The sequence below is a fragment of the Gottschalkiaceae bacterium SANA genome, from assembly GCA_036323355.1.
Classification (GTDB): domain Bacteria; phylum Bacillota; class Clostridia; order Tissierellales; family GPF-1; genus GPF-1.
On record AP028876.1, the window covers coordinates 948,472 to 972,481 of the forward strand.

The following is a 24,010-nucleotide window of genomic DNA, read 5'->3' on the forward strand; positions in this document are numbered from 1 at the left end:
TATCATATCCCAAGAAAAAACAAAAAACGGTACCTTAGGGTACCGTTTTGATGATTTTTTCACAATTTTTGATTCCATTTTTTTTCAATCCAGTCAATTCCCTGAAAGCAAAGAACACCCAAGCAAGCAAGGATGACAATACCTGCAAACATCTGCACATAGTTGATTCGCTGCATGGCATCCATGATGAAAAATCCAATTCCGGATCGCGTGCCAAAAGCTTCTGCCAAAAAAAGAACAGAAAGGGCAGTGGCGGTTGAAATTCTTGTGGTGGATAGCAGTTGAGGAATTGTTGCGGGAATCACCAGTTCTCGAAAGATCTGAGTTTCACTTGCTCCTAAAGCGATCAGTGGAGTGAAAAGTTCAGAATCCAGTTGCATGACTTGATCTCGCGTCATGATGATAATTGGAAAAACGATAATCAGTAAAATAAGTCCGATTTTTGGCGCGTCCCCAAGTCCAAAGGCCAGCATAAACAAGGGAAGAAAGGTTGTTTTTGGAATTGGATACAGGAGTGCAAGAATCGGCGAAAAAACGTGATGAGTCCGTGGATATGTGCCTAGGATTAAGCCCAAAGGATAGCCGATGGCTAGTCCACTCACTACCCCAAGGATCAAGCGTCGGACACTGGAGAATAAATGACTCCCCATGACCAGACCTTTTCGAGAAAAGATAAAGGCCAAGACCCGAATGGGTGAAGGGAGAATCGGCAATTGAAGGAGGATAGAGCCTAGCCACCAGATACCAAATACGACTAGAACGGCATAAAGCCAGGGATGGCGTCTCATATATTCACCTCCGGATTGATCAAAAGGGCTCTCAGCTCTTTCAAGAGGGTATTTTTATGTTGAGCAGTTTTGGTATTGGTTAATTGATGGGTTTTTCCATCCTGCATCACCAGGATTTGATCGCCAAAACGAAGGGCTTCCTCCAGACTATGGGTAACGAGCAGGGTTGTGGGTTTTGTCTTGGCCCATACTTGGTCAAAGAGTCTATAGGCGGTCTCTTTCGTAATCTCATCCAAGGCAGAAAAGGGTTCATCTAAAAGAAAGAGATCTGGTGAAAGATAAAAAGCACGTGCCAGGGCAACCCGCTGCTGTTCGCCGCCAGAAAGTCGCCGTGGCGATCGGTCTAGAAGAGAGTTCAGGCTAAATCCTTCTATAATTTCTGAAAAAAATTCGGGGTCAGCTGGCATCTTTCGGATTCTTCTACCAAGTTCGATATTCTTTTTAACAGAATGCCATGGATAGAGACCATAACCTTGGGGAACGTATCCAATTCGGTGACGATTCACGGATAAGTCTTCATGATTGAACATAATTGCGCCAGTGTGAGGCTGATGAATCCCCCCCAATGACTTTAATAGGGTCGTTTTGCCCAATCCAGAGGCACCGATGACAGCCAATACCTCATTTTTCTTCAATGAAAAAGAAAGAGTAGAGAATGGAATGACTCCATCGGAAAAAGCGATCGATAGATTTTGAACATCTAGCATCTTATTCCTCCCAACGGGTATGAAAATTGTGGTTCAGCCCCAGGTGATCAAAGATTCGTCCCATCATTTGATCCAGCAATTCCTCGATTGTTTGAGGATGATGGTAAAAAGAGGGACTAATGGGCATAATGGTTGCACCCGTTTTTGATAGTTTTAATAGGTTCTCTAAGTGAATCGCATGCAGGGGTGTTTCCCGAGTTAAGAGCAAGAGGGGAAATTTTTCCTTAAGGCAGACATCGGCTGCGCGAATTAAGAGGTTGTCACTGGTAGCAGCGGCGATTCGTCCTGCGGTTCCCATGGAACAGGGACAGACGATCATTCCTGCAAAGCGCCTTGATCCACTGGCAATGGGAGAAAAGAATGAAGTCACTGTTTCGATATGGAAGCTACCTTCGCCTAGGCGAGCAATGCCTTGGTCCAAGGAAAAACCCATTTCATGTTTAAAGACTAAGGCACCTGTTTCTGTAGCAACGACATAGACCTCAAGTTTTTCTTCATTCAATTTTTGAAGCAGACGCCAGGCATAGGGGCTACCTGAGGCGCCAGTGATTCCAACGATATAAGGTTTCGTCAATGGTTTCATCCGATCCTCCCAATGATCCAAGCATCCAATAAAGCCATGGTCAGGTAGAGGATGCTGACAATTTGATTGATATGGTAGCTAGCCCAATTCATAATTCCATGGTTTGCAGGTTGAACGATATGATGCTCAATACTGAGCAAGAAAGCAATGACGACCATGCCAACAAGATAAAGCCAGCCGATTCCGCCTATGGCGCCTGCGAGAAAGAAAAAGCCCCAGGCGAAGACATGAAAAATCTTTGCAATGATGAGGGCGTTTTTCAGCCCGAACCGTTCTGGAATGGAATGGAGCCCGACACTTTTGTCAAAATCGATGTCCTGGGTGCCGTAGAGGGTATCAAATCCTGCGATCCAGAAGGTTACCCCAGCGGCCAAAACCAGTGGGGGAAGGGCAAGTTTGCCTGTTACTGCAATCCAAGCACCTACCGGTGCGCCGGCACAGATAGCGCCCAAAACCAAATGGCAGGCCCACGTCCAACGTTTTGTATAGGAATACAGCAAAAAGAGGGCGATGGCAAGGGGCGACAAAACAAAACAGAGAAAATTTAATTGATAGGCTGCAAAGACAAAGATAGCCAAAAGGACAGTCGTCAAAATGATGGCTTCTGATTTTTTTACTTTTCCTTGGGGAATTTGGCGGCCGGCCGTTCGCGGATTTTCTTTGTCGTAATCGGCATCGATCACACGGTTGATGGCGTTTGCTGCATTTCTGCCAGCAAATAAGGCGATCAGGATCCAAAAGACAAGACGGGCAGAGGGGAATCCCTCTGCCGCCCAAATCATGGATACTGCCGCAAAGGGCAGGGAGAACAGGGTATGTGAGAACATGACCAATTCGCCAAATTGACGAATTTTATTAATCAAGCCCATATTCTGCCCACTTCTTTGTGACCTGGTCTACAATATCTTGATCCATTTCGATATCGTCCGGCCATTGGCGTGGATGACCTTCACTGCGTGTCTTCTTCGTTGCGTCAACGCCCAATCGACTGCCATGGAATGCTGTTGGTGACGAGTGATCCAGGGCATCCAAGGGACCGTCGGAAATGACAAGATCACGTTTTGGATCAATATTGTTAAATACCTTCCACATGACAACCGAGACGTCCTGAACATCAACGGTGTGATCCACAACGATAATCATCTTGGTATACATCATTTGGCCAAGTCCCCAAAGAGCATGCATGACCTTATGAGCGTGCTTGGGATATTTCTTTTCGATGGAAATGATACAGCAATTATGAAATACCCCTTCCAAGGGAAGGTTCATATCAATAATTTCCGGAACAAAGAGTCGCATCAATGGCAAAAAGATCCGTTCTGTGGCTTTTGCCATATAGCAATCTTCCATGGGTGGCTTTCCAACAATGGTTGCTGGATATACTGGATTTTTTCTATGTGTGACTTTTTCTACATGGAAGACAGGATATTCGTCTGCCAAAGAATAATAACCCGTGTGATCGCCGAAAGGTCCCTCCAGACGCCGCTCATCGAGATCAACATATCCTTCCAATACGAATTCTGCATTGGCTGGTACATAGATATCGTTGGTTACGGATTTTACGATCCGTAGGGGCTTCTTACGAAGAAAACCGGAGAAGAGCATTTCATCAATCATTTTTGGCAAGGGAGCTGTTGCGGCATAGGTCGTTGCAGGATCGCAACCGAAAGCAACAGAAACCGGCATCCGTTGGATGCCCATTTCGCGATGCTTTTCATAGATCATTTTGCCGTCCTTATGCAGATGCCAATGCATCCCTGTGGTTTTTGCATCATATTTTTGTAACCGATACATACCCATGTTTTGTTGGCCGGTTTCGGGATCCTTGGTTATCACCAAAGGAAGGGTCATATAGGGACCGCCATCCTGCGGCCAGCAGGTTAGAATGGGCAATTCATCGAGATTCGCATCCTCGACAACCTCTTGGCATTCCGCAACTTTGACCTTACGTGGAATGACAGCTGTAAGAGGTGCAAGTTTTGGTAGGGATTTCACTGCGCCTAGAAAGCTCATATATTGCTTGAGATCCAAGTAGTCCGAGATCCGATCGGCAATTTCGTCTAGGTGATTGACACCAAGGGACATTGCCATCCGCTTTTCTGAACCAAAGGCGTTCATTAATACCGGATAGTCTGAACCTTCTACGTTTTCAAAGAGAAGGGCAGGACCATTTTGTTTGGAAACCCGGTCTGTGATTTCAGTGATTTCAAGGTTTGTAGAAACCGGTGTCTTAATTCGTTTCAATTCGCCAATTTTTTCTAATTCTTTAATAAAATCCTGTAAATCTTTATAAGCCATAAAATGCCTCCTAGTATCGGCGTTCCAATAAGGATTGGTAAACCGTATGAAGGATTGCGCGGCTTTCGCAATCCGGGGTTCTATTTAATGCTTCGTATGCTTTTTTTGTATACTTTTTGGCAAGGATCTGTGCCTTTTTAACGCCACCCAAGGTAATGACTTGATTTTGGATCCAAGTGAGATCTGCTTTTGAGAGTGAAGATTCATTCAGTCGCTTTTGCAGTTGACCCGTTGAATCTGCTTTCAAGGCATAAATGATGGGCAGGGTCATAAATCCCTGTTTAATATCGTTTTGCGCACTTTTCGAAAGGGTTTTGTCCTCACCGGTATAATCAAGACAATCGTCAATGATTTGAAAAGCCATGCCCGCTCGCAAACCGGAAAGGGCCAACTGATGGGCTTTACGGTGTGAAAGGTCCCCCTCAAGGGCACCCGCATAAAGACTCACTGAAAAAAGTGCTGCCGTTTTTCCACTGATCACTCGCAGGTATTGTGAAACTGAGAGTGCGGTGTCATGGCGAAAGCGATATTGCTTAAGTTCACCACGGCAGATTTTAAAAATGGCTTTGGCAATCTCTGTATTGGAATCTTCCTTTTGGTAACGACTCATGATAAGAAAAGTTTTGGCAAAGAGATAGTCACCTAAATAAACGGCAACATCGGTTCCGTACTTGGATGGGACTGCTTCAATTCCACGGCGTAGCTTGGATTGATCAATGATATCGTCATGGATCAATGTTGAAAGATGAAGTAGTTCTACCGATGCTGCTATGGCTTGAATACGTTTAGGATCTGGATTGCCGTAATTTCCAGCGATTAGAACAAAAGCCGGACGCATTTTTTTTCCGCCTGTTTGAATGAGTTCAATCAAGGGCTGAGAAATAAAGGGTTCGGCATCTTTTGTTTCCTGAAGCATCAAGTCATGTACCCGCTGTAGCTCAACTTGGATAGTGGGAAATTGCTCCCAATAATTTTGCATGTGGTTCTCCTTTGCTTTTATTGAAACTGAAAGCCAAATCGTTTGAGATAAGGCAGAAGATAGCGGGTTACGATTCCAACAAATAGCCCTGTTGGAATGGCAAGCAACATCAAAAACGGAAGATAGTAGAGAATATTTAGGTTTTCGATGACCAGAGCTGCCATTAGCAATTGCCCCAAGTTATGGGCGATTGCACCGATGATGCTGACGGCCATTAAGCTAAAGCTTTTAGGCAGAAATTTCAATACAAGAGCCATCACAATGAGACTGAGTAAGCCACCGGATAAGGAGTAGAGCAGGGAAGAAACCGTCCCAAAAAGAAAGGAGGTTAAGGTCGTGCGCATGACGACAATGGTGAAACAGCTCTTATAATCCATAGTGGACAGTGCGATCAAGGTGACAATATTTGCAAGTCCCAGCTTTGCACCTGGAATGCCTGGTGTAAAGGGGATCATTGATTCTAGCCAACTTAGCACCATTGCTTGGGCGACAAGAAGGGATAAAAAAACAAGCTTTCTTGTATTTGATTTCATGGTTTACTCCTCGATAGGTTGATCGGTAATATAAACAATCAATTGGTGGGGGAGACATACGATCATATCGCCAACTTGGCTTGCCGATTTCGTCTCAACACAAATTTGATCGGGACAATCCGATTCTATCATGTTCGCCACGCCTTGTGAAATAATCACAAGATTATAGACTGCTTCATCACCGACTCTAATCTCTCGTTCTGTCGACTGAGTGAGTGGAATCACTTCAACCAGTTCTCCATAGGATTCAATAACAACCCATTGATCAGCCTCTGGTTCTTTTGTTGTTTTCATCCAGAGCAAAGCGGCGATTGCGATTGCCGCAACGACGAGGATCAGAATGATATCATTTTTCTTCATATGTTTCTCCTTTTTGGTATAGGCACGAAAAATCCCTCCGCAGATTGCGAAAGGATTTTCAACCGCTTCCTATTCAAGTTCGTCCCAGTATAGATACCCTTTGCCGCCAATATGTGTTTTGCTCCACCAGAGACGCAGTCGAGGGAGGACATAATAGTCCAAGCCGAAGGTGCTTCCGGCTCCACCGATCAAGGCGATACCACCAAAGAAGAACCAAAGAATGCTGACGTCTGTCATGGTTGTCAAAGTAAAGGCGATGGTTAATACAACACTGATTGCAGAAGATAGGAAAGTAAACAAGCCTACAATCAATAAAGCGCCAACGGCCATTTCTGTTAAGACAATCATAATTTGGAAGAAAACAGGTGCTTGTGCATAAATATTGTCGAGGAACCATTGCATGATTCCAGGTACATTTTTCAATAAGGGCTCACCGTAGGCCGAGGCAGTTTCAACAACTGCTTCTGCGGCTCCACTGGCAGCTGTGACAGTTTCAACGACTGCTTCTGCGGCTCCAGAAGCGGCTGAGGTTGCATCTGCTGCAACTGGAGAAGGGGTTAATAACCAACCCATCTTCATTTCTTTCAGCCAACCCTCACCAATTTTATTGTAGCCTTCAATTAGCCACATGACACCTAGGTAAATTCTTAGAGGAACCAACCAGAAGTTTGGTGAAGCTGTTGCGAAATGACCACCAACAAAAGAACGACGGTGTTTCACACGGAAAAATTCATGACGCCAATAGTTCCATAGCTGGCGAACGCCTCCAACAGTGAAGAGATATAGGAAGTTGACCAAATGCTTGACCAACATGGCCATCCATCCGTTGAATCGAATTCCACGGGTATCAGATACTGCGTAGCGGGATCCAACCGAAACCATAAAGCCATCATATTTTTGTTCGTGGGTATGAAGTTCTCCACCTTGAATCATTTGGATGATATTGCTTGCTGCTGTATGGCCTGAAGCCTCGGCTGCCTGAACGATCTGTGGCATTGGACCGTCTTGATCCTCGTATGCCGCATTGTCACCGACAGCGAATACATTTTTGTATTCTGTTGTCTGCATATATTCATTGACAAGGATACGGCCTCCGCGACCTACGGTTAATCCTAGTTTTGCTGCAAATGAGTTGTTTTTGATTCCGGCAGCCCAGATCAAAGTTTGACAAGGAACGACTTCACCACTTTTTAAGGTAAAGGCATTTTCTTCTACTTTGATGATTGGAGCATTGGTGCGAAGCTCAATTCCAAGTTTTTGATATCGCTGTTGAACCTTTTCAACTTGGCTATCTTTTTCAAGCATATTTAAAATGCGTCCCATCGCTTCAATATTGTAAACTTTTACTTCGTTGGGATCGATGTCGTATTTACGGGAAAGATGTTCTTTTGCTTCTCCCAATTCACCGGCCATTTCAACACCGGTAAAACCACCACCGCAAACTGCAAAGGTTAATAGCTCTTTTCGCTTTTCTAGATCTTCGGTGCGAGAAGCGAGATCGTACATGTTTTCTACATGTTCGCGAAGATCAGTTGCGTCTTCGTAAGACCATAGGGTGTGTGAATGCTCTTCAGCACCCTCAACTCCAAAGAAGTTTGACTCATTGCCTGTTGCAACAACAAGATAGTCGTAAGGATATTCGTTTTGTTGACCCTTTAGACATTGACCTTCCAAGTCAATGGATGCGATTTCATCAAATCGTACATTAACCATTCGACCGCGGAAGACCTTTTTCAGATCAACGGTGATCGCGTCAGGTTCAGTTCGATGACCGGCAACTTCGTGAAGTTCAGTCATCAATGTATGGAATCGATGGCGATCGATTAAGGTGATTTCTACATTCGAGTCTTTTTTAAAGGCTTTATGCAGAACTTTTCCTGCCTTAATTCCAGCGTAGCCACCGCCAAGAATTACAATTTTTGTCGGATTCATAGGTTCCCTCCCAGTTCTTTGATAATTAATTAACAACAAATTGTGTAAAATGTGTAGAATTGTATAAATGGACAAATAAATAGTACAAAAAAGTTTCCTTATGAAACTGTTGGCGTATTTAGTATAGCGTATGTCTTATAGATTGCAAAGAAAAATTTGATTGCAAACTAAGGTCAGTTTATCAGAAGAGCAATCACAACTTTCAATTTGTTCATAAGGGTAATAAAAAACGATTTGGTCACGACAAGGATGAAGTTTTCGTAACTTATTGACTAAAATTCAGCAAAAGTGAAGACTTGTTCGAATAAGATGATAAAATAATAGTTGAATACACTTATTCTTATCAAAATCAGAAAATAAAATAGTTTGACAAGGAAACTTTCTCAATGCTAGAATAAGTTTGTCCAATAATAAACAAAGTGTAGGAGGAGAACAAATGAAGAAGTTGACAGTATTACTAATTGTTTTGATGGCAGTTACTGCTTTAGCAGGTTGTGCACCAACGGCACCGGTAGAACCAGAGGCGCCAGAGGCACCAGCACAAGAAACAGCAAGCTTTGATGTAGCGGACGGTGTGTACTATGCACAAGAAGCCGAATTTGCAGGTAGCGGTTGGAAATATAATGTAACTCTTGAGGTTGCAGGTGGAAAAATTCTTGATGTGAACTGGAACGGCACCAACGTTCGCGGTGGAGACGATAAGAAGACCCTTTCTGCTAATGGTGGATACGGAATGGTTGCCTATGGTGCTGCACAGTCAGAATGGGATGTGCAAGCAGAGATGGTAGAACAATACCTATTGGATAACCAAACAACAGAAGTTGCTTATACGGATGATGAAGGTCATACGGATGCAATTACGGGTGTTTCGATCCATGTAACAGAGTTCTTCGGTTTAGTAGATGAAGCATTGGTTAATGGACCCGTTGCCAAAGGTGATTATACAGATGGTTATTACTATGCAGAACTTGCTGAAGACGACAAAGGTTTCACATACCTTGGCCAGTTCCAAGTTGTAAATGGAACCATTGTTGGAGCAAACTTGAATGCAAAATTCTTAAATGAAGAAGAAAAAGATTCTTCTAAGAAAGAATTAGGCGATGATTATGGTATGGTAGCAAATGGTGGCGCGCAAGCGGAATGGTATGCACAAGCAGAAGCGGTAGAATCATTTATTCTTGCAAACCAAGGATTTGATATTGTGCTTGACGCAGAAGGAAAGACCGATGCGGTTGCTGGAGCCTCTATTCACCTGAATCAGTTTGTTGAATTGTTTAACATGACATTGGGTGGTGGAGAGACTGCAGCCATGGCAGACGGTGTTTACTATGCACAAGAAGCTGCATTTGCTGGAAGCGGTTGGAAATACAATGTGACCCTTACAGTAGAAAATGAAAAGATCGTTGATGTTAACTGGAACGGAACCAACGTTCGCGGTGGAGATGACAAGAAAACAACTTCTGAGAGTGGTGCATATGGCATGGTTGCTTACGGAAACGCACAATCAGAGTGGGACGTTCAAGCCAAAGCGGTAGAGCAGTATTTATTGGATACTCAAACAACAGAAATTGCTTATACGGATGACCAAGGTCATACGGATGCAATCACAGGTGTTTCGATCCATGTAACAGAGTTCTTTGGTTTAGTAGATGAAGCATTGGCTAATGGACCTGTTGCCAAAGGCGACTACACAGATGGCTACTACTATGCAGAACTTGCCGAAGATGAAAAAGGATATACCTATATTGGTCAGTTCCAAGTTGTCAACGGAACCATCGTGGCAGTTAACTTTAACGCCAATGGCAAGACTGAAGATGGAGAAGACACTTCGAAAAAAGAATTGGGTGATGCATATAACATGGTTGCATTCGGTGGTGCCCAGGCGGAATGGTTCGCACAAGCAGCATCAATTGAAGGCTTTGTTATTGAAAATCAAGATTTAACACTTGAGTTGGATGCCGATGGAAAAACTGACGCAATTGCGGGTGCTTCTATTGGGATGACACAATTTGTTGAATTGTTTGCAGCAGCATTGAAGTAAATGAATCAAAAGCGGGCTTCTCAAAAGGAAGTCCGCTTTTTTTTATTGCAAAGAATCTGAACCTTGGTTACAATGGGTACAGATTAAAGGGGGATGAGTATGAGGATTAAACGAAGTATTCAAGTGTTGGGAATCGTGCTTGTAACGGCAATTGCTCTTGTAGGATGTGCGCAGAAGGAATCGCCTCAAGTCGTGGAAACACCCTCAAAGGCATCGTATATAGAGGATCATGCTTTTCAGCTCGATACAATTATAACGGTCAAACTCTATGGAGAAGAAGATACAAGCTTGATTGAGGATTCTTTTTCACGGATTGAAGAACTGGAAAAAATGCTTAGTGTTCACCTCGAGGGTAGCGACTTGGCAAAAATACGCGATGCAGCTGGGATTTCGGCAGTCAAGGTGCAGGCGGAGACCTTTGAAGTGATGGAAGCCGCTCTTGGGTACGCAGAACTCTCACAAGGTCGGTTTGACCCGACGGCAGGACCATTGATTGACCTATGGGGAATAGACCCTCCAGAAGGCCACCTAGCAACAGAAGAAGAATTGGCTGACATAAAACCCCTGATCGATTATCAAAAATTGATTGTGGATGGAGAAGCTGGAACAATTTATCTTCAGGATGAAAAGATGATTGCCAATCTTGGTGCCATTGCTAAAGGCTATATTGCAGACGAGGTGAAAGAACAATTGGTGGACGCTGGTGTAACTAGTGGTATTATCAATCTTGGCGGAAATGTGCTGTTGATCGGTGGAAAGCCGGATGGATCGGATTTTCGAATTGGGGTTCAGGACCCGGATAGCTTGCGTGGAGAGTATTTGGGCATTGTTTCCTTAAAGGATGAGTCCATTGTAACCTCAGGCGATTATGAACGTTTTTTTGAAGTGAATGGAAAGAAGTATCATCATATTCTTGATCCTTTTACAGGATTTCCAGCTCAAAATAGTTTGCGTTCCGTTACAATTATCAGCCCAAAGTCAACGGATGGAGATGCCTTGTCGACCACATGCTTCTTACTGGGGCTTGATGAAGGAATCAAGTTGATTCGGTCCCTGCCGTCTATTGACGCGATTTTTGTTACCAAGGATGATCGTATGATCTTCAGTTCGCAGGACTTGTTGGATCGCTATCAATCAACAAATGAAGCAATGGAAGAAGAGGTTTATGCGCAATAAAAAAATGGCTCCCAATCTGGGAGCCATTTTGCTGTTTTATTTAATTTCTTGATTGATAATCCAACGACTCGGTGCTGCACCAGCGATTCCATATTTTTCAATGTGTTCGATTACGATATCAGCCATGTCGCCAAATTCCGCGGCAGTTGTTGCATCACCAAAACTGGAGTAACCGTCTCCACCTGCTGCTACAAAATCATTAGAAGCGATGGTATACATTTTCATTGGATCTAAAGTCTCGCCTTTGATCATGACATTTGAGACGAAATTGTCAGCTGTTTCACTGTAGTTTAGTGTGTACTTGATACCATAAACTTGCGGGAAGCCACCATTGGTAGCTGGATATGCACTAATGCCGTGGTTCAAAGCATCTAAAATAGCTTGACCGCTCATATTTTTTACTACAACATAGTTGCCAAATGGTAATACCTCAAGGATATGTCCCTTAGTCATGGCGCCTTGTCCAATGGATGCACGGATGCCACCGCCATTGGTGATCACACCGTCAGCGCCTGTTCGGATGCCGATCGCTGCAGTAATTAAGTTCGTCATTCTGGTTTCTCCAGTACGAACAAAGTTTCTTTCGCCGTTAAGTTCGTACATTGAATAGCCGATTTCAACATCTGTAATCACACGATTTTCTTCAACAGTCGCATCAATCAAAGCTTGAATATCTGCATTGTCTTCATAACCTTCCGCACCTTTTTCAATCAGGGATGCAGTTGCGCTAACGATATCGTCCTTGACGGTTATATCGACGCGGCCTACATTCTTGTCATAGTAACCAGATTGAACCAATAATGCGCCGTTTACCATTTCTCCATTGGTCAATGTTTCATGAGAGTGACCATCGACAAAGATATCAATGCCATCAACATTTTCTAAGACATACTTGCTGGTTTCTTCCATTTTTGTTTCTTCATCATTACCCAAGTGACCCAAGGCGATAATGACGTCACAGCCTTCAGCTTGCAAAGCGGTTACCATTTCCTGTGCCGCTTGGGCCGGTGCTTCAAAATCAACGTCAATTACATTTAATGGATTGGTTTTATACATGGTTTCAGGAGTAGATAAGCCGAAGATACCAACTTTTACACCATCGAATTCTTTAATTGTGTAATCTTGTTTTAACAGACTTTCGCCATTCATTTTAACATTGGCGGCCATGATCGGATAGTTTGCCATTTCTTCTAATTCTAGAAGTCGCTCATATCCATAGTTGAAGTCATGGTTGCCTGGCGCTTGAGCATCTACACCCAATGCATTGAAGATATCAACAACTAATTCACCTTGATTTAGGTTGACAACGGGTTTTCCGTGATAAGAATCACCAGCGTCTAAAACAAGTACGTTGCCTCCTTCTGCACGAGTTTGCTCGATCACATCAGCGAGTCGTGGGAGTCCCATGCCGTCATAGCTTCCTTCAACGACTCGACCATGGGTGTCATTGAAGTGGAAGAGAGTAATGGTGGTTTCTTGCCCCGCGGCAAAGCCAGGTGTTGCAAAGCTGAGTAAAATGAGACTAAGTACAAGTAAAACGCTTAAATGTTTGTTGATTTTTTTCATAAAAAGACCTCCTTAAAAATTTAGAAACGTTATCCCACTCATAATTATATCCTGAAACCGGTTCCATTTCACGGAAATTTAGAAATCTTAACAAATTAATGAGTTTTTACTTGCAACTGATATAATAGGTGAAAGGTAAATAGGAGGAAATTTAATGAATAGAGCCATCGGAGTGATCGTTAACCCTTCCAGTGGGAAGGATATTAGACGCATTGTATCCTATGCGGATAGCGTGGGACATATGGAAAAAATGAATCTCTTGCTTAGAGCGGTGATTGCTGCAGAGGCTAAAGGGATAGAGAAAATTTATTTTATGCCTGACCCTCAAGGATTGGGGCGGGCTATTCAGGCACGGTTGAAACAGGATGGCGGACCTTGGGAAATTATTAAAATTTTGGATTTTCGACCTATGGGCAAGGCTACGGATACGGTCAAGGCGGTAGCAGAATTTGAACGGTTAGAATGCAGAGCCATCGTGGTAATGGGTGGTGATGGAACCTCGCGGGATATTGCGCAAACCGGAACAATGATTCCAATTCTGCCCATCTCGACGGGAACAAACAATGTTTATCCAGAATCAATAGAGGGAACCATCGCCGGAATGGTCCTGGGTGTTGTTGTTATGGATCCAGAGTCGGTAGCGACTCGCCGGGATAAGCGAATCCGGGTGAGTGTGAATGATGGTGAAGAGTGGATTGCTTTGGTGGATGTTGTTTGTTCCAAGCAGACGGAGATTGCTTCTCGAGCTGTCTGGTCTCCAGATGATATACGCTGGCTGGCTGTAACGCGAGCAACGCCTGCATCGATTGGTTTGTCGTCTATTGTTGGGCAATGGGAGTTTCTATCCCCAGAGGAAGCAGGGTGGATTTTTTTTGAATGTGGGTCAGGGGGAAGGGTTCGACTTTCTCCGATTATTCCGGGCCGGATGGTTCCTGTTGGAAAGGTCGCATTGATCCGGCATTCTTGTGATGAAAAACATGAATGGCGAGCTGATCAAAGTGGTACATTGGCCCTTGATGGAGAGCGGATGGTACGGCTTCGTAAGGATGATATGGTTCGAATTCAAGTTGATCAAGGGGGACCATGCCGAGTTTTGGTAGAAGAAACCTTGAAACGGCATATTCGACAGCGAGAACAAGAATGAATACAATGCAAAGGCCGCTGATGAAAATCAGCGGCCTTTCTTTATAATCCAATGACAGTTTTGGCAATGGGGCCTTTCTCGCCTAGCTCCATTTCATATTCGACCGCTTGTCCTTCTTCAAGAACACGGTATCCTTCCATTTGGATCGCACTGAAGTGAACAAATACATCTTGACCAGCATCATCTACGATGAATCCGAACCCTTTTCTGCCATTAAACCATTTTACTGTACCTTTTTGCATCTTTGAACCCCTCCTAAAGTAATGTTTCATCTTTTTACATCTTACTTATTTAATAACTGATTGTCAATAGATTTAGGAAACGATTTCTTTGCAAAACAACAAACTTTTGTTTGTGAGAAAAACTTCCATTTTTCTGGATTTTCTTTCTTGATTTCAATGGGTAAAAAGAGTATAATAAGTCTATTCGACATGCGAGTGTAGCTCAATGGTAGAGCTCCGGCTTCCCAAGCCGACTACGGGGGTTCGATTCCCCTCACTCGCTCCAATCGTGAAACGCTAAGGATTTTCCTTAGCGTTTTTTTTGCGCCATAAACTGTGATAAACTGAGACTAAAGCTTGTTCTAGAAAGAATAAACCAGATCCGAAAGGAGAATATTATAATGATTGGATATGATAAGATACCAGAAATGATGAAACAATTGCCCAAGGGTGCGTTTTTAACTGTGGGCCAAGGCGATGAGGTCAACCCCATGACCATTGGATGGGCTTTGAGCGGAATCATCTGGGGGAAACCAGTGATACAAGTAGCCGTTCGATATTCGCGTCATACCTATCGATTGCTGGACAAGGCGGAAGGCTTTACTGTCAGCGTGCCAAGATTTGGAGACTTACAAAAGGAATTGAATTTTTGCGGCACCAAGAGCGGACGTGATTTTCAGAAGTTTGCCGAGACGAAATTGACGGCAAAGCCAGCAAAAATGATTTCGGGTGTTGTGGTCAAGGAAGCGGCACATCACTACGAGTGCAAGATCGTGTATCGCCAGTCCATGGACCCGGCCAACCTGGATGAAGCCATCAAAAAACAGTTTTACGAAAACAACCAGGATTATCATGTTTTCTTTATTGGTGAGATTGTTGATGAATATGACGAATAATAGGGTTGAGCTTTAGCTATTTGATTGACGAAATTCGTGTAAATATGCAAAAAAGAATCCTTGCTATTAGGATTCTTTTTTTAGCGTTTGGAATTTTTTACGATGAAGAAGCAGATACTTCTTGGAAATAAACTTTGCATAAATCGAAAGGGGATTGGTTGTATAATCAATTGTAAAGACCGGCTATCCAAAAGCCTGTCAATAAACTGATTATCATCGTAAACATCAAAATCACGAGTATGATTCCGGTCGCCTTGGTGCGTTTAGCAGGCCAACTGTCGGCTTTCAAAAAATATAAGGCACCAATCATAAAGAATAGGGCTGTTGAAACTTTTAAAATAAGTCTTGCTAATGATAATCCCATAATAGCCTCCACTTTGGCAGGTGCAAGTGTTTTTTCGATTCTTCATATAATCATCTTGCGATTCATCCAATAAAATTATACCACTTTGCAAAGGTTTAATCATTTTATAAGAGAATCAATTGATAAGTAAGAAAAATCAATAAATAGAATGTATTGCATTAAGGGGTAATGTTAAAAAAACGAAATACAAGTTACTTTGTATATAAAAAAGGTAACGATTATTTTAAATCGTTACCTTTTGCAAAATTGATTGAATAGTAGCATGAGATTATTCTACGCATTCTTCCTTGATCGCTTGGTCCAAGGCTTCAATCATGTCCAAGACATTACGCTTAGAGAGGACCAAGGGGGGTTGAAAGGCTAGAGTGTTTCGGTGTATTCCGTTCTTTCCAATGAGAAAACCGGCATTTTTCATTCGTTCCAAAATGCGGTCAACGGCTTCGGTTGCCGGCCTTCCATCTGAATTTTGAAGTTCAACGCCGACCATCAGGCCGATTCCGCGTACGTCTTTGATCAAGGGATACTTCCCTTTCATTTTCGTCAGTTTTTCAAGCAAGAGCTTGCCGAGATTTGCCGCACGTTCTTTTAATTGATGGGATTCCAAATATGCTAGCACGGCCAGAGAATTGGCGGCTGAAACTGGGTTTCCACCCAAGGTAGAGGCAGATGGACTGGTGAAAGTAGCCGCAATTTTATCCGTGGTGGAAAATGCCGCGATGGGTACACCGTTACCCAGGGCCTTGGCCGATGTTAAGATATCAGGAACGACATTGAAATGCTCGATGGCAAAGTTCTTGCCGGTGCGGCCGTATCCGGTCTGCACTTCATCGATAATCAACAAGGCACCAAATTTTTCAAGCAAGGTTTTTAATCGCTTGAAATAGCGGATGTGAGGAACTTGAATCCCTCCATTGCCTTGGATCGGTTCACAGATTAATGCGGCGATTTCGTTTGGGTGTGCCTCTAAAAGGCAACGAATACTATCTAAAGAACGTTCCATAGCATCTGAAGTCGTTTCTCCAGGTTCTTTACCGTATCCTTCAGCCAAATAGGTATTAGGTGATGGATCGTCCATGGTGCGCCACATGGGGATTCCTGTCAAGCTCATGGTGAGGTGGGTTCGACCGGAAAGGCCGCCTTTCAGTCCAATTAGTCCTCTTCTGCCGGTTGTTTTTTTTGCCAGCAGAAGGGCGCCTTCGTTTGCCTCGGAACCCGACATGCAGAAAAAGGATTTTCTTAGGTCTCCGGGCAGATAAGCGGCCAGGCGTTGGCCCAAAGAGACAATGGGCTCTGTGAGATAAATCGTTGTTGTATGCTGTAGGTTTTTCATCTGATTAATAGTTGTTGTTAGAATTTCTGGGTTGCTGTGTCCGCAATTCATCACGGAAACCCCGGCAAAAAAATCGAGGTATTCCTTGCCCGTTTGATCATAGAGGTATTGCATGGATCCCCGCACCAATTGCGGAGGATCTTGATAGAAATGATAGGAGCAAGGCAACAAAAACTGCTCCTTCTTTTTAAGTATTGTTTGGGGTCCAAGGTAGGTCATCTTATTCTCCTTTCTCAAAGCCAAGCGCGCCCAGGGTGAATCCAGCATGGATGGGATCTAAGGGCGTATTCATTCCATCATTGGCTTTCAGCTTGCACCAGTAGTCAAGCGCAGTTTGGAAGTCGGTGGGTTGGAAGTGTTCCATCTCCAATCGGAAGGTGGAAAAGCCGTGGGTTTTTAGGCTTGGCCAAAGACCTGTTAAATTGATGTCCTTATTGAGACGGACATGGTTTCGTTTGAATTGATCACGGTAGACGGGATGTTCAAATCCCTTGTCATCTCGCAAGACAAGAACCTCTTCGGAAAAATAGTGACTGTTTTCTTGGCCAACAGCTTGCTTTTCTTCTAGGTGCTGCACAAAGTCGAGATCACTGAGCATCATGGTTGGAGACCCGAAAACCACCAATTCAAGGGGCAGTTGAGAGTGATCCGCCAAAGCCATTAGATCTTTTGCCTTGAGTTCAATCGAGGCAATGCCAGATTCGAAGCCTTCTGCCAGCAAGCGATTGGCGGTTTTTTCATTATAGAGGTTAAGACCCAAATCACCGGCGATCTGGATGTTGAATTTCTTGACAAGAATGGCTTGTCCCATGGTAGAGACCCGCAGAATGACACGGTCTTTGAGCCAGGATTGATGAACAGACAGCCATTGTTCTAATTTTGCAAGTTCATGGTCCTGAGCGGCTCGTGGCAATCGGATGATGAAATTCCGGGTCGGATGATTGCATACGACCCGGCGGATGGCATCTGCAGAAATGCCTTTGCTGCCATCGAAAACTTCCGTTGAGATTTCAATCTGGTCGATGGTAGAATTTAGGGCGATTTTCAATTGTTCCTCGGTTTGTAAAGAAACGAGAAGTGAAGACGTTTGGTTTTTCTGATTGCCGACTTGCATATTTAACTCATTTACTTTCGAGTCCTTGATATCATGTTCATCTACGGGTTTTGAAAAGACATGCCCGTGGGAGTAGAAGTATCCGGTGCCTTCATAGCGCTCATTGATTGCAGAAGATCCAGGGTTGCCAAAGGCAAAGCTTTGATAAGGATCACGCATTCGCTGTTCAAATAAGGCCTCGGAATCCTTGAAACGGTCATAGGCGAGTGGATCGGCAAGGTAAGAGTCTATGGCATCACCGTAGGCATTGATGATGGGAAGTAAAAAATCAGCTTCCCGCATTCGGCCTTCAATTTTGAAAGAAACAACGCCACTTTCAAGCATTTCCGGGATATGGGGATACATCGACATATCCTTGGCAGCTAGGGGATATGCTGTTTCGTAAAGCTTACCCTTATAGAGGCTTTGATAGCTCCAGCGGCAGGGTTTCATACAGCGCCCGCAATTGGAGCTTTGACCAAAGACCATGCTGGAATAATAACAAGTGGCACCGTTGATGCTGCACATGTCGCCGTGGGCAAAGTACTCAATTTCAATCCCGGTTTGATCGACCCACTTACGAACGGTCTTTAAATCAATTTCACGGGAAGTGACCACACGGGTAAATCCTTGTTTTTGTAAATAGTCAATGTGATGCTGATTATGCACGTTCATCATCACTGAGGCGTGCATCTCCAGATTTAAATCCATTTCTTGAATCAAGGAGACAATGGCTAGATCCTGTATGATCAGAGCATCCGGTTGGAGATCTTCCAATTCAAGCAGGTAGTCTTTAGCGGATTCAATCTCGTCGGAGGATACCAGATTGTTGACGGTGATGTAGATTTTCTTATCGAGCGCATGGGCTGCAATTATCGCGTCTTTCATCTCTTCCATGGTGAAGTTGAATTGTGAACGATGCATGCGCATATTGAGTTGCTTGCCACCCAGATAAAAGGCATCTGCCTTGGAGTGGAGCAACTTTTTAAAGATGGCATAATTGCCAACTGGGGCTAATAATTCGATGGGATTTCCTAAAAAAGTTCTCATAATAACCTCACTTTCTGACTCATTATAACATAGAAAAAAATGATCCCAAATGGGAGATTCTCCCAAGGGATCATTCTTTTATTTTTGCAAGATAGGAGAAACAAGACTTTCGTAGCTGTGTTCTCCTTCAATTAAATCTCGAGCTGTTAGCCAATTGATGGCTTTTTGAATCTCTTCCGGTGCCGGTGCTTGCGCTGAATGATAGGTTGGCAAGACAAAGGTCTCTACAACTGGAGCTGGGAATTTTGCTTGGGAGTAAATCTCAAGAAGATCTTCTTGAGCAGCACCCGTATTCAACCCCTCGACAGCGCGGTCGTAGGCTGCAAAGAAATTACTCATGGAATCAGCAGATTCGTTTAACCAGGTTTCTTCTACCAAGAGTACACCGGGTTCCAAGTCGATGGACTCAGCTGTCTCGATGATCTGGCCGTTGGCTAAAACCGCAAGACTTAAGAGTGGTTCTGGAAGTGCAATTGCACTGATTTGGCCTGCACGGTAGCTTTCCAAACGATTGGGCAAGGACGGAATTGCAATCTTTTCAATATCATCTTCCGCAAGTCCTTCTTTGGCTAGGGAAAGGTCGACCAAATATTCCATCAAAGTATTGGTAGACAAGCCAACGGATTGACCTTTAAGGCTGGAAATCCCATCGGGTGTTTTTTGAACGGCGATCCCATAAGTTGCCTGGGTACTGCTGACGGCTTGAAGCGGTGTGCCAGCTTCTGCATAGTAGAGGAGAGAGATGACATCGGAATAGATGGCATCTAATTCTCCCGCCTGCAAGGCGGCATCGCGATCAAGAGCACTCATGAAAATTTCAAAGGAAACAATAATGCCTTCTTCTTCAAAATATCCTTGTTGAGCACCGTAGAGGTAAGGCAAAATGCCATCATCTGGCATCAGGCCAACACGAAGTGTTTTTTCTATGGTCGGAGCAGGCTCAGCGGGTTGGCTGGCGCATCCGGTTAGGAGTATGGCAATGGCCAGAATCCCAAGTAATAAGCGTTTCATTGTTTGTTTCCTCCTTTTGTTCGTAGGTGCCATTGTATCATGGAAGAAAAGGAGGGACAAGGGAAGTTTTGGTAACCTCTGTTACGCTTTATAAACAATTTCTCCGTTGATCAAGGTCATCAATACCTTAGCATCATATTGGAAAGGATGTTGATCCCAAAGAACAAGGTCTGCGTCTTTTCCGATTTCAATACTGCCGATTCGGTCATCAAGACCTAGAATTTCTGCAGCATTGATGGTAATGGCTTTAATTGCCTCTTCTTTCGGCAAACCATGTTTGGACGCAAGGGAAGCGCAAAGTGGCAGGTATTGAAGAGGAATCACAGGAGAATCGGTGATAATGGCGATTTTTACTCCCGCTTGATAGAGAATACCCGGTGTTTCAAAGGTTAGGTTTTTTAATTCAAACTTGGAACGTTCCGAAAGAGATGGTCCAACGAGGGCTGGATAACCTTCTTTTGCCAAATCATCTGCGATGAGATGGCCTTCGGTGCAATGATCCAGAGTTAATTTACAATCAAATTCCTTGGCGATGCGAATGGCTGAAAAAATATCATCAGCTCGATGTGCATGGGCCTTTAGAGGGATTTCCTTAGTTAAAACAGGACCTAAGGCTTCCATCTTCATGTCAAAGGCTGGCTGCTTGCTGGGATCGTTTTGATTGTTGTTTTTTTTGTTCCAATATTCCTTGGCTTGAAAGAGAGTCTTGCGCAAGGTAGCCGCTGTTCCCATTCGGGTAAAGGGTGTTTTCTTTTGGTCTGCATAGACGCGTTTTGGATTTTCTCCAAAGGCGCATTTCATAGCCAGGGGATCTTGAAGGATCATATCGTCGATGCGGTTTCCAGCGGTTTTAATTGCTGCAAATGTACCACCGATGACATTGGCGCTTCCTGGACCTGTTGCACAAGCTGTGATGCCCCCGTTTCTCGCTTCTTCAAAGGTGCGATCCATGGGATTAATTCCATCGATGGCGCGCATATGTGGTGTGACAGGATCGACCATTTCGTTGCCGTCGGCGCCTTCAACTCCAATGCCGTCTTCCCACATGCCTAGATGGCAATGGGCGTCAATAAAGCCAGGAAAAAGAAGGGCACCTTGTGCATCAATCACTTGACCGTCTTTAATAGGAAGATCGCTTCCAATTTCCGTAATTTTTCCATTCTCAATGCGGATACACTGATTAGCGAGTAGATGTCCGCTGACTTGATATAATGTTGCGTTTTGAATGATTTTCATAATGGTGCTCCTTTCGATATGGGTTTAGTCATTTTAGAAATAGGGGTACGAATAAAATAGAAAATCCATTTTATGGATAGCATGACCCCATAGAAACGTTTATATGGGGTAACTATACCACAGGAGGACTTGCAAATGAAGGAAATCAATGGGAAAATTGTCTATTCGGCCTTCCGCTCAGGTGCAGTGGCATTGATTCGTCAAAAGGACTATTTGAATGCCATCAATGTCTTCCCGGTACCGGATGGCGATACTGGAACGAATTTAGCAAGCACGGTTCGATCAATTCTATACTCGGTTGAAGAAGAGTTCCGTGTGGATCACATGGCAGCTGCCATTGACGAAAAAGCCATGAGTAGCGCACGTGGTAATTCTGGAATGATCCTTGCCCAGTATTTTCATGGCTGGGCAGAGTCGTTACAGGGCAAAGAGGTCGTTACCCCTGAAGAGATGATCGAAGGATTTAAGTCTGCTGTTCCTGCTGCGTATTCGGCTGTTGAGAAACCTCAAGAAGGCACCATTCTCACACTGATGCGGGTGCTGGCAGAGGAATTGGAAAAATATTATCATTCTGGCTATCGTGGAGCCTCTTTATTGGAAGAAGTAGGCAATCATATGAAGCAAGCTTTAGATTTGACCATGATGCAGCTAGAACCCCTCCGCCGGAATCAAGTGATTGATTCGGGTGCGGCAGGTTTTTTGGCCTTCGTGGAGGGAATTGCAAAATATATGACAAATCCAAATCACATGGATAACGATGTTGGCATGGAAGCGATTAAGCCCTTTCAATCCGAAGATATGATACAAAGCCATGGAGAGTCTGAATACCGTTATTGTACGGAAGGAATTATCGAGAAGGTTCCATCGGTGACTGATATGCATGCAAGTCTTTCCAAGATGGGAGACTCATTAATTGTATTGGATCGGGGTGACAAAGCACGCTTTCATTTGCATACGAATGACCCTGAAGCCGTATTTGCTAAAATCGGCGGGCGGGTTGTGATGCAGAAGGTGGAGGACATGAAGCTGCAGTCCAGTGTGGTCAACCATCCCAGGACTAAGATTGCCGTATTGACTGACTCAATCGCTGATCTGGATCCGGAATGGGTGCTCTCCCATCAAGTACATGTCATTCCGGTGGGCATCATGGAAGATGATCAAGTTTTTCTTGATCGCATATCTTACTCGGCAAATCGGGTAATTGAGCGCGTAAAAGCAGAAAAGAGCTTACCGACGAGCGCGGTGCCTAGCCCCACAGAAATTAAGGCAAGATTGGATTTTTTGCAATCCCATTATGATGGGATTTTGGCCTTGATGGTTTCTAAAAAGATGAGCGGATTTTACTATCAAGTCAAGAAATTAGCGGCGGAATCTTTTACGGATTTCCCAATAGAAGTGATTGATAGCCGTCAGAATTCGGCTGCTCAGGGGCTCTTGGTGCGGGAAGCGGTTAAAGAAATCGAAAAGGGAAAATCTTTGGCAATCGTCGCGGATTGGATTCGAAAGAAAAGATCTCAATCAAAGATCTTTGTTGCGATTCATGATGTCAAACCCATGATTCAAGGCGGTCGACTTAGCGTCCCTGTTGGACGAACCTTTCAAACCCTTGGAATTAAACCGATCATTTCCATTAACGAGAAGGGCGAAGGGACAGCCTTTGGTATGCATTTAAAGTTTGATGCCAGCTTGAGGCATTTGGAACGATTGATCAAGCGGGAAGCGAAAGATCAGAAAATTCGCGTGCAGGTATCTTATTCGGATGATTTGAAAAAGGCAGAAGCCTTTGCGAGAAAATTAAGTCAAATTCCGAATGTACGGTGCGAATCGGTGACACAGATTTCATCCATTGTGACCGTTAGTGCTGGGTCGGGTGTAATTGCGGTAGCTTACATGAAAGAGGGGCAAACATGGAGAAGTTGATATTTGGTTTGGTTTTTGTTGTGGTATATTTTTGTGTTTTCTTTATTTGGGGTACGCTAACAAAGAATAACTCAGTTGTGGATATGGGCTGGGGATTTGGCTTCGTTATGCTGGCTTGGGCACTGATTGCTAGAGCAGAAAATGTTGGTATTCACCAGTGGATCATGACGGGACTGATTAGCATTTGGGGCCTACGCTTGACCTATCATATTTTGAAGCGGAACTGGGGCAAGCCAGAAGATTTTCGCTATGCCAATTGGAGAAAAGAATGGGGGCGTTGGGTGATTCTGCGTGCCTTTATTCAGGTCTATTTGCTGCAGGCAATTTTGATGTGGCTGATTTCTTTTGCTTTGCTGTCCCTGCCAGAACAGGCTAAACAAAACTGGGGCTGGCTGGCAAGCGTGGGTTTACTTGTATGGATGGTTGGCTTTCTTTTTGAGTCTATTGGTGATGCGCAACTTCGCAGCTTTATTAAGAAACCCGAGAATAAGGGACATGTTATGACACGGGGGCTGTGGAAATTCACACGACACCCGAATTATTTTGGCGAAGCCGTGCAATGGTGGGGATTGCTTTTTATTGCTCTCCAAGCTGGTGGTGGTATTTGGGCAATCATCAGTCCCATGACCATTTTTTCTGTGCTTTGGTTTATTTCGATTCCTCTCTTAGAAAAAAAATATATGAAGCGGCCGGAATTCCAAAAATACGCGGCCCGCACCTCGCTTTTCTTCCCGTGGTTTGCGAGAAAAGGGTAAAAGGCTCTGCTACTAGAGCCTTCTTTT

Annotated in this window: 22 protein-coding genes and 1 tRNA gene; 7 read left to right on the forward strand and 16 right to left on the reverse strand. The window is 44.0% G+C overall.

Features of this window, described 5'->3' with window-relative positions; translation table 11 throughout:
* Positions 1–59: 59 nt before the first annotated feature.
* From AC25CA_RS04545 to AC25CA_RS04585, 9 genes are all read right to left on the reverse strand, one after another.
* Positions 60–788, reverse strand: a complete 729-nt coding sequence (locus AC25CA_RS04545) for an ABC transporter permease (RefSeq protein WP_486815863.1) — start codon at positions 786–788, stop codon at positions 60–62.
* Positions 785–1,495 carry an ABC transporter ATP-binding protein gene (locus AC25CA_RS04550; RefSeq protein WP_486815864.1) on the reverse strand — a complete coding sequence of 237 codons (711 nt, stop codon included), beginning with the start codon at positions 1,493–1,495 and terminating at the stop codon, positions 785–787. Before AC25CA_RS04550 ends, AC25CA_RS04545 begins: the two co-directional genes overlap by 4 nt.
* A gap of 1 nt (position 1,496) precedes the next feature.
* Positions 1,497–2,078, reverse strand: coding sequence for a UbiX family flavin prenyltransferase (locus tag AC25CA_RS04555; protein ID WP_486815865.1), 582 nt, complete (start codon positions 2,076–2,078; stop codon positions 1,497–1,499).
* Positions 2,075–2,947: a UbiA-like polyprenyltransferase gene (locus tag AC25CA_RS04560; protein WP_486815866.1), complete on the reverse strand. Its 873-nt coding sequence runs from the start codon at positions 2,945–2,947 to the stop codon at positions 2,075–2,077. The genes AC25CA_RS04555 and AC25CA_RS04560 overlap by 4 nt, the downstream gene beginning before the upstream one ends.
* The gene (locus AC25CA_RS04565; RefSeq protein ID WP_486815867.1) at positions 2,934–4,376 is read right to left on the reverse strand and encodes a menaquinone biosynthesis decarboxylase; all 1,443 of its coding nucleotides are present in this window, start codon (positions 4,374–4,376) and stop codon (positions 2,934–2,936) included. Before AC25CA_RS04565 ends, AC25CA_RS04560 begins: the two co-directional genes overlap by 14 nt.
* A gap of 10 nt (positions 4,377–4,386) precedes the next feature.
* On the reverse strand, positions 4,387–5,355 hold the full coding sequence (locus tag AC25CA_RS04570) for a polyprenyl synthetase family protein (protein WP_486815868.1): 969 nt from the start codon (positions 5,353–5,355) through the stop codon (positions 4,387–4,389).
* Between the two features lie 17 nt (positions 5,356–5,372).
* Complete coding sequence (locus tag AC25CA_RS04575; protein ID WP_486815869.1) at positions 5,373–5,888, reverse strand: Gx transporter family protein; 516 nt, start codon at positions 5,886–5,888, stop codon at positions 5,373–5,375.
* 3 nt (positions 5,889–5,891) lie between these two features.
* Positions 5,892–6,248 carry a NusG domain II-containing protein gene (locus AC25CA_RS04580; RefSeq protein ID WP_486815870.1) on the reverse strand — a complete coding sequence of 119 codons (357 nt, stop codon included), beginning with the start codon at positions 6,246–6,248 and terminating at the stop codon, positions 5,892–5,894.
* Positions 6,249–6,317: 69 nt separating this feature from the next.
* Positions 6,318–8,180, reverse strand: coding sequence for an FAD-dependent oxidoreductase (locus tag AC25CA_RS04585; protein WP_486815871.1), 1,863 nt, complete (start codon positions 8,178–8,180; stop codon positions 6,318–6,320).
* Between the two features lie 436 nt (positions 8,181–8,616).
* Here AC25CA_RS04585 and AC25CA_RS04590 point away from each other — a divergent pair, with 436 nt between their 5' ends.
* Positions 8,617–10,221, forward strand: coding sequence for a hypothetical protein (locus AC25CA_RS04590; RefSeq protein ID WP_486815872.1), 1,605 nt, complete (start codon positions 8,617–8,619; stop codon positions 10,219–10,221).
* Between the two features lie 99 nt (positions 10,222–10,320).
* Entirely contained in the window at positions 10,321–11,397 is a 1,077-nt protein-coding gene (locus AC25CA_RS04595; RefSeq protein ID WP_486815873.1) for an FAD:protein FMN transferase, read from the forward strand.
* A 36-nt stretch (positions 11,398–11,433) separates the two neighbouring features.
* Here the strand turns inward: AC25CA_RS04595 and AC25CA_RS04600 are convergent, their stop codons facing one another.
* Complete coding sequence (locus AC25CA_RS04600) at positions 11,434–12,963, reverse strand: bifunctional metallophosphatase/5'-nucleotidase (protein WP_486815874.1); 1,530 nt, start codon at positions 12,961–12,963, stop codon at positions 11,434–11,436.
* A 154-nt stretch (positions 12,964–13,117) separates the two neighbouring features.
* On the opposite strand from AC25CA_RS04600, the gene AC25CA_RS04605 reads away from it, so the two are divergent.
* Positions 13,118–14,107, forward strand: coding sequence for an NAD(+)/NADH kinase (locus AC25CA_RS04605; RefSeq protein ID WP_486815875.1), 990 nt, complete (start codon positions 13,118–13,120; stop codon positions 14,105–14,107).
* Positions 14,108–14,148: 41 nt separating this feature from the next.
* Here AC25CA_RS04605 and AC25CA_RS04610 read toward each other — a convergent pair whose 3' ends face one another.
* The gene (locus AC25CA_RS04610) at positions 14,149–14,349 is read right to left on the reverse strand and encodes a cold-shock protein (RefSeq protein WP_486815876.1); all 201 of its coding nucleotides are present in this window, start codon (positions 14,347–14,349) and stop codon (positions 14,149–14,151) included.
* 191 nt (positions 14,350–14,540) lie between these two features.
* On the opposite strand from AC25CA_RS04610, the gene AC25CA_RS04615 reads away from it, so the two are divergent.
* Together AC25CA_RS04615 and AC25CA_RS04620 are read left to right on the forward strand one after the other, a co-directional pair.
* Positions 14,541–14,614: transfer RNA gene (locus tag AC25CA_RS04615), tRNA-Gly, on the forward strand.
* Between the two features lie 115 nt (positions 14,615–14,729).
* Positions 14,730–15,224, forward strand: a complete 495-nt coding sequence (locus AC25CA_RS04620) for a flavin reductase family protein (RefSeq protein ID WP_486815877.1) — start codon at positions 14,730–14,732, stop codon at positions 15,222–15,224.
* 166 nt (positions 15,225–15,390) lie between these two features.
* Here AC25CA_RS04620 and AC25CA_RS04625 read toward each other — a convergent pair whose 3' ends face one another.
* The 5 genes from AC25CA_RS04625 to AC25CA_RS04645 form a co-directional block, all read right to left on the reverse strand.
* The gene (locus tag AC25CA_RS04625) at positions 15,391–15,588 is read right to left on the reverse strand and encodes a hypothetical protein (protein WP_486815878.1); all 198 of its coding nucleotides are present in this window, start codon (positions 15,586–15,588) and stop codon (positions 15,391–15,393) included.
* 268 nt (positions 15,589–15,856) lie between these two features.
* Positions 15,857–17,137 carry an aspartate aminotransferase family protein gene (locus AC25CA_RS04630; protein ID WP_486815879.1) on the reverse strand — a complete coding sequence of 427 codons (1,281 nt, stop codon included), beginning with the start codon at positions 17,135–17,137 and terminating at the stop codon, positions 15,857–15,859.
* Between the two features lies 1 nt (position 17,138).
* Entirely contained in the window at positions 17,139–19,061 is a 1,923-nt protein-coding gene (locus tag AC25CA_RS04635) for a U32 family peptidase (protein ID WP_486815880.1), read from the reverse strand.
* Between the two features lie 78 nt (positions 19,062–19,139).
* Positions 19,140–20,072 (reverse strand): ABC transporter substrate-binding protein, encoded by a 933-nt coding sequence (locus AC25CA_RS04640; protein WP_486815881.1) that lies wholly within the window; start codon positions 20,070–20,072, stop codon positions 19,140–19,142.
* 81 nt (positions 20,073–20,153) lie between these two features.
* Complete coding sequence (locus tag AC25CA_RS04645; protein WP_486815882.1) at positions 20,154–21,308, reverse strand: amidohydrolase; 1,155 nt, start codon at positions 21,306–21,308, stop codon at positions 20,154–20,156.
* Between the two features lie 135 nt (positions 21,309–21,443).
* Here AC25CA_RS04645 and AC25CA_RS04650 point away from each other — a divergent pair, with 135 nt between their 5' ends.
* Together AC25CA_RS04650 and AC25CA_RS04655 are read left to right on the forward strand one after the other, a co-directional pair.
* A complete protein-coding gene (locus tag AC25CA_RS04650; protein WP_486815883.1) occupies positions 21,444–23,228 on the forward strand; it encodes a DegV family protein in 1,785 nt (594 codons plus the stop codon).
* Positions 23,216–23,983 (forward strand): DUF1295 domain-containing protein, encoded by a 768-nt coding sequence (locus tag AC25CA_RS04655; RefSeq protein WP_486815884.1) that lies wholly within the window; start codon positions 23,216–23,218, stop codon positions 23,981–23,983. Before AC25CA_RS04650 ends, AC25CA_RS04655 begins: the two co-directional genes overlap by 13 nt.
* Positions 23,984–24,010 lie beyond the last annotated feature (27 nt).